At 64.5% G+C, this 5676-nt stretch carries 5 protein-coding genes, 2 tRNA genes and 1 pseudogene; 6 read left to right on the forward strand and 2 right to left on the reverse strand.

The window, feature by feature from the left end; all coding sequences use genetic code 11:
- Nucleotides 1-302, forward strand: a pseudogene (locus tag WBB07_RS09020) (hypothetical protein); the annotation flags it as partial.
- A 163-nt stretch (nt 303-465) separates the two neighbouring features.
- Here WBB07_RS09020 and WBB07_RS09025 read toward each other — a convergent pair.
- Nucleotides 466-539 (reverse strand) — tRNA-Gly (locus WBB07_RS09025).
- 167 nt (nt 540-706) lie between these two features.
- On the opposite strand from WBB07_RS09025, the gene WBB07_RS09030 reads away from it, so the two are divergent.
- The 5 genes from WBB07_RS09030 (at nt 707) to clpX (ending at nt 5194) form a co-directional block, all read left to right on the forward strand.
- A tRNA-Pro gene (locus tag WBB07_RS09030) sits at nt 707-783 on the forward strand.
- 68 nt (nt 784-851) lie between these two features.
- Nucleotides 852-2279 (forward strand): trigger factor, encoded by a 1428-nt coding sequence (gene tig / locus WBB07_RS09035; RefSeq protein ID WP_526306799.1) that lies wholly within the window; start codon nt 852-854, stop codon nt 2277-2279.
- Nucleotides 2280-2413: 134 nt separating this feature from the next.
- Nucleotides 2414-2998, forward strand: a complete 585-nt coding sequence (locus tag WBB07_RS09040) for a ClpP family protease (RefSeq protein ID WP_526306806.1) — start codon at nt 2414-2416, stop codon at nt 2996-2998.
- A complete protein-coding gene (gene clpP2, locus WBB07_RS09045) occupies nt 2995-3648 on the forward strand; it encodes an ATP-dependent CLP protease proteolytic subunit ClpP2 (protein ID WP_526306801.1) in 654 nt (217 codons plus the stop codon). The genes WBB07_RS09040 and clpP2 overlap by 4 nt, the downstream gene beginning before the upstream one ends.
- A gap of 259 nt (nt 3649-3907) precedes the next feature.
- Nucleotides 3908-5194: an ATP-dependent Clp protease ATP-binding subunit ClpX gene (gene clpX, locus WBB07_RS09050; protein WP_526306803.1), complete on the forward strand. Its 1287-nt coding sequence runs from the start codon at nt 3908-3910 to the stop codon at nt 5192-5194.
- A gap of 72 nt (nt 5195-5266) precedes the next feature.
- On the opposite strand, the gene WBB07_RS09055 is transcribed toward clpX, so the two are convergent.
- A partial coding sequence (locus WBB07_RS09055; RefSeq protein WP_526306804.1) for an MspA family porin occupies nt 5267-5676 on the reverse strand: 410 nt, incomplete at its 5' end.

The following is a 5676-nucleotide window of genomic DNA, read 5'->3' on the forward strand; positions in this document are numbered from 1 at the left end:
GCGGTAACGGCACTGTCGGCCGTGGTGGTGACGGCGGCGCCGGTGGTGCCGGCGGCTCTGCGGGTGCCTACGGTGCCGGTGGCGCCGGTGGTGCCGGTGGTGGTGCCAGCGGCGGGTACTGGAACTACCGCGGGGCGGTGGGGCTGCGGGGAAATCCCGGCAACTGGGGTCAGGTCGGTGACAGGGGAGCGCCCGGCAAGCCGGGTGTCACCCCACACCCTCGTCCGGTGTCCCAGCTTTCGGTGGCGTCGGTCACCGACACCAGCATCACGACCGGTGGTGAGTTCGTCGACGTGCTGTAGTCGGCCAGGGAGTGTGCGCGCTCACTGAGCGCGGTTCCGCGGGTGGTTCGTCGTCGACGGGCCACCCGCGGTCTTTTTCCGGGCAAGCGGATGCCGATGCCACACCGAAGCTCCGAAACAGGGCACAAACGAGCGAACCCGCCCTGATCAGGGCGGGTTCGTGTGGAGCGGGCGACGGGAATCGAACCCGCGTAGCTAGTTTGGAAGACTAGGGCTCTACCATTGAGCTACGCCCGCGTGCATTGCTCGAACCAGACTGTACCGGCCCGGTGGAGCTCAAATCCAATTGACGCCCCACCACCGTCGGAATGGCCTGTGTCATGTGGTGTCCGCGCAGGCCGTAGGATGCCGTGGGCTTGTGATGAACGCCGGCGCGCACCGCGCCGGTGGGCTGAGGCAGGTACCGGGGTGTAGCGCAGCTTGGTAGCGCATCCGCTTTGGGAGCGGAAGGCCGCAGGTTCAAATCCTGTCACCCCGACCAGCACGACCACTGACCGAACAACATCGTGACCAGCGACGTTCCAGAGCGAAGTACATCGAGGAGTACCTGTGAAAAGCACCGTCGAGCAGTTGAGCCCCACCCGGGTGCGGATCACCACGGAGGTGCCATTCGACGAGCTCGAACCCGATTTCGATCGCGCTTTCAAGCAGCTCGCCAAGCAGGTTCGGCTGCCCGGCTTCCGCCCCGGCAAGGCCCCCCGCAAGCTGCTCGAAGCTCGTGTCGGGCGCGGCGCGGTGCTGGAGCAGGTCGTCAATGACGCGCTGCCGGCGCGCTACAGCCAGGCCGTGTCGACCACCGACGTGAAGCCGCTGGGCCAGCCCGAGATCGAGGTCACCAAGATCGAGGACGGCCAGGAGCTGGTGTTCACCGCCGAGGTGGATGTGCGCCCCGAGATCACCCTGCCCGACCTGAGTGCGCTGACGGTGTCGGTGGATGCGATCGAGATCACCGATGAGGACATCGACAAGGAACTGCAGACGCTGCGTGCCCGGTTCGGCACCCTGACCGGTGTCGAGCGCGCCGCCCAAGAGGGCGATTTTGTCTCGATCGACCTGTCGGCCACCGTCGACGGCGAGGACGTCCCGGACGCCAAGACCGAGGGCCTGTCCCACGAGATCGGTTCCGGACAGCTCATCGAGGGCCTGGACGAGGCGATCATCGGGCTGAAGGCGGGGGAGACCAAGGTCTTCACCACCAAGCTGGCCGCAGGTGAGCATGGCGGCGAAGACGCCGAGGTCACCGTGACTGTCGTGACGGTCAAGGAACGTGAGCTGCCCGAGGCCGACGACGAGTTCGCCCAGCTGGCCAGTGAGTTCGACACCATCGACGAGCTCAAGGCCAACCTGTCCGAGCAGGTTGAGCGCTTCAAGCGGATCCAGCAGGCCGAGAGCATCCGGGACAAGACACTGGAGACCTTGCTCGAGCAGGTCGAGGTGGCATTGCCGGAGCAGATCGTGCAGGGCCAGGTCGACGAGACCGTTCACCAGGCGATCCACGGACTCGACCACAACGAGGAGCGCTTCGCCGAGCAGCTCGTCGCGCAGGGCAGCTCACGCGAGGAGTTCGACGCCGACGCGCGTGCCAACGCGGAGAAGGCCGTCAAGACCCAGCTGTTGATGGATGCCATCGCCGACGACCTCGACATCCAGGTCGGCCAGAACGACCTCACCGAGCGGCTGGTCCTGATGTCGCGGCAGTACGGTGTCGAGCCGCAGCAGCTGCTGCAGATGCTGCAGCAGAACAATCAGCTGCCGGCCATGTTCGCCGATGTCCGTCGCGGCCTGACCGTGGCGGCTGTTGTCGAGGCCGCCACCATCACCGACACCGACGGCAACGTCATCGACACCGCGGAGTTCTTCGGTTCGCCCGGTGCGGACGACGCTGACGCCGCCGATGCCGAGGAGACCGCTGACACCGACGACGAGGCCGATGAGCAGGCCGAGGTTTCGGTCGAGCCGTCGGGTGACACCAAGTAGAGCCCACCTGGGCTGACCGGGCGCGCGTGACGCCCAGAGCGAAAGCGCGCGTCTTGGGGAGTGCACGTGCACGACGGTTCGTTAGGGTCGTTTGAGTATGAACACGAGAAAGCAGGTATCCCGTCGTGACTGACATGCGTTCCGGGTCCATGGGCCTGAACCTCACCGACTCGGTCTACGAGCGGTTGCTGGCCGAGCGGATCATCTTCCTGGGCACCCAGGTGGACGACGACATCGCCAACCGGCTGTGCGCGCAGATTCTGCTGCTGGCAGCAGAGGACCCCACCAAGGACATCAACCTCTACATCAACTCGCCGGGCGGCTCGGTCAGCGCGGGCATGGCGATCTACGACACGATGGTGCTCGCGCCGTGTGACGTGGCGACCTACGCCATGGGCATGGCCGCGTCGATGGGTGAGTTCCTGCTGGCCGCCGGCACCAAGGGCAAGCGATATGCCCTGCCGCACGCGCGGATCATGATGCACCAGCCGTCGGCCGGTATCGGCGGCAGCGCTGCCGATATCGCGATCCAGGCCGAGCAGTACGCGTTGACCAAGAAGGAAATGAACCGGCTCAACGCCGAGTTCACCGGTCAGACGCTGGAGCGGGTCGAAGCCGACGCCGATCGTGACCGTTGGTTCACCGCTCAGGAAGCCCTCGAGTACGGCTTCGTCGATCACATCATCACCCGCGCCCACCTCAACGGGAGTGCCTCATGAGCCAGTTCGAAGTTGGCGGTGCCGCGGCAGCGCCGCAGTCGCGCTACATCCTGCCGTCGTTCATCGAGCACTCCAGCTTCGGTGTCAAGGAGTCCAACCCGTACAACAAGCTCTTCGAGGAGCGCATCATCTTCCTCGGCGTGCAGGTGGACGATGCGTCGGCCAACGACATCATGGCTCAGCTGCTGGTGCTGGAGTCGCTTGATCCCGACCGCGACATCACGATGTACATCAACTCGCCCGGCGGTTCGTTCACCTCGCTGATGGCGATCTACGACACCATGCAGTACGTGCGGGCCGACATCCAGACGGTCTGCCTCGGGCAGGCGGCGTCGGCGGCTGCGGTGTTGCTGGCGGCCGGTACTCCCGGCAAGCGGCTGGCGTTGCCGAACGCGCGCATCCTGATCCACCAGCCCGCCGTGGGCGGTGCCATCCAGGGTCAGGTGTCCGATCTGGAGATCCAGGCCGCGGAGATCGAGCGTATGCGGACTCTGATGGACACCACGCTGGCGCGCCACACGGGCAAGGATGCCGCGGTCATCCGCAAGGACACCGATCGCGACAAGATCCTGACCGCCGCGGAAGCCAAGGACTACGGCATCATCGACACCGTTCTGGAGTACCGGAAGTTGTCCGCACAGGCCCGGTGATCTGCGGGCACGACGCTGTGGGAGGGCCGGGCGGATCGCGGTCGGGTAACCGTGGCGACACGCCAGCGACACGGCAGCGCGTTGCGGCCCCCACAGCAGCAGTCAGGCGATATGTTCTTGCGACAAGCGAATACCACCGACGCTATTCGCTTTATCGGTCGCCCAGCACCCGCGCGAGCGGGTAGCGTCGGGAACAGCACAAACACAGCCCGACATTCCGGTGAACTCACCGGCGGACAGGAAGTGGGATCCCTGCAACATGGCGCGCATCGGAGACGGCGGTGACCTGCTGAAGTGCTCGTTCTGCGGGAAGAGCCAAAAGCAGGTCAAGAAACTCATCGCGGGTCCGGGCGTATACATCTGCGACGAGTGCATTGATCTGTGCAACGAGATCATCGAAGAAGAACTCGCAGACGCGGACGATGTCAAACTCGACGAGCTGCCCAAGCCCGCCGAGATCCGGGACTTCCTCGAGGGCTACGTCATTGGACAGGACACTGCCAAGCGCAGGCTTGCGGTGGCGGTCTACAACCACTACAAGCGCATCCAGGCCGGTGAGAAGAGCAACCGCGACGGGCGTTCGGGTGAGTCCGTCGAACTGGCGAAGTCCAACATCCTGATGCTGGGTCCCACCGGTTGCGGTAAGACCTATCTGGCGCAGACACTGGCCAAGATGCTGAATGTGCCGTTTGCCATTGCCGATGCCACCGCGCTGACGGAGGCGGGTTATGTCGGTGAGGATGTCGAGAACATTCTGTTGAAGCTCATCCAGGCCGCCGACTATGACGTCAAGCGTGCCGAGACCGGCATCATCTACATCGATGAGGTCGACAAGATCGCCCGTAAGAGCGAGAACCCGTCGATCACTCGCGATGTCTCCGGTGAAGGTGTGCAGCAGGCCCTGTTGAAGATCCTGGAAGGCACGCAGGCTTCGGTTCCGCCGCAGGGTGGCCGGAAGCATCCGCATCAGGAGTTCATCCAGATCGACACCACCAACGTGTTGTTCATCGTCGCCGGTGCTTTCGCCGGGTTGGAGAAGATCGTTTCCGACCGGGTGGGCAAGCGCGGGATCGGCTTTGGCGCCGAGGTGCGCAGCAAGGCCGAGATCGATACTCAGGACCACTTCGCCGAGGTCATGCCGGAGGACCTGATCAAGTTCGGTCTGATCCCGGAGTTCATCGGCCGGCTGCCGGTGGTCGCTTCGGTGACCAACCTGGACAAGGAATCGCTGGTGTCGATTCTGTCCACGCCGAAGAATGCTCTGGTCAAGCAGTACACCCGGTTGTTCGACATGGACGGTGTGGAACTGGAGTTCACTCCGGACGCACTCGAAGCCATTGCCGATCAGGCTATTCACCGTGGTACCGGTGCCCGTGGTTTGCGCGCCATCATGGAAGAAGTCCTGTTGCCGGTGATGTATGACATCCCGAGCCGCGATGATGTCGCCAAGGTGGTTGTCACCAAGGAGACGGTCGACGACAACGTGTTGCCGACGATCGTGCCGCGTAAGCCGCCTCGGACCGAGCGTCGCGACAAGAGCGCCTAGCCTCACGAGCAGACACAAAATCGCCCATTTCCACTTGGAAATGGGCGATTTTGTGTCTGTTGGCCGCGCGGTCTAGTTCATGTTCCAGGGTGCGCCGTAGGTGGTCACGCTGTCGCCGGCCGAGGAGATGAGCCGGGCGTAGGGGCGCAGCAGCACGCCACCGGCGGCACCGGTCACGGTGCCGTGTGCGTTGGAGACCGCCACTGCGCCGCCTGGGCCGGAGACGTCCACGGAGAAGGTGGCGACTTCCTGGATGCCGGGGCCGTTGCCCAGGTCAGCGCTGATCGACACACCGGGGAACAGCGGCGGGGTGACGACGGCCGGGATCAGGTCGATGGCGGTGGGGACACCGATACCGAAGGAGCCGTAGTCCTGGCCGTCGAACGCGATGTTCGGGGTGGTGTAGCTGAAGTTGATGCCGACGCCCAGCGACCAGGGGAAGCCAACCTGGTAACCGAGTTCGAGCACGCCTTCGAAGTCGC

Source organism: Mycobacterium sp., assembly GCF_049647605.1.
GTDB lineage: Bacteria > Actinomycetota > Actinomycetes > Mycobacteriales > Mycobacteriaceae > Mycobacterium.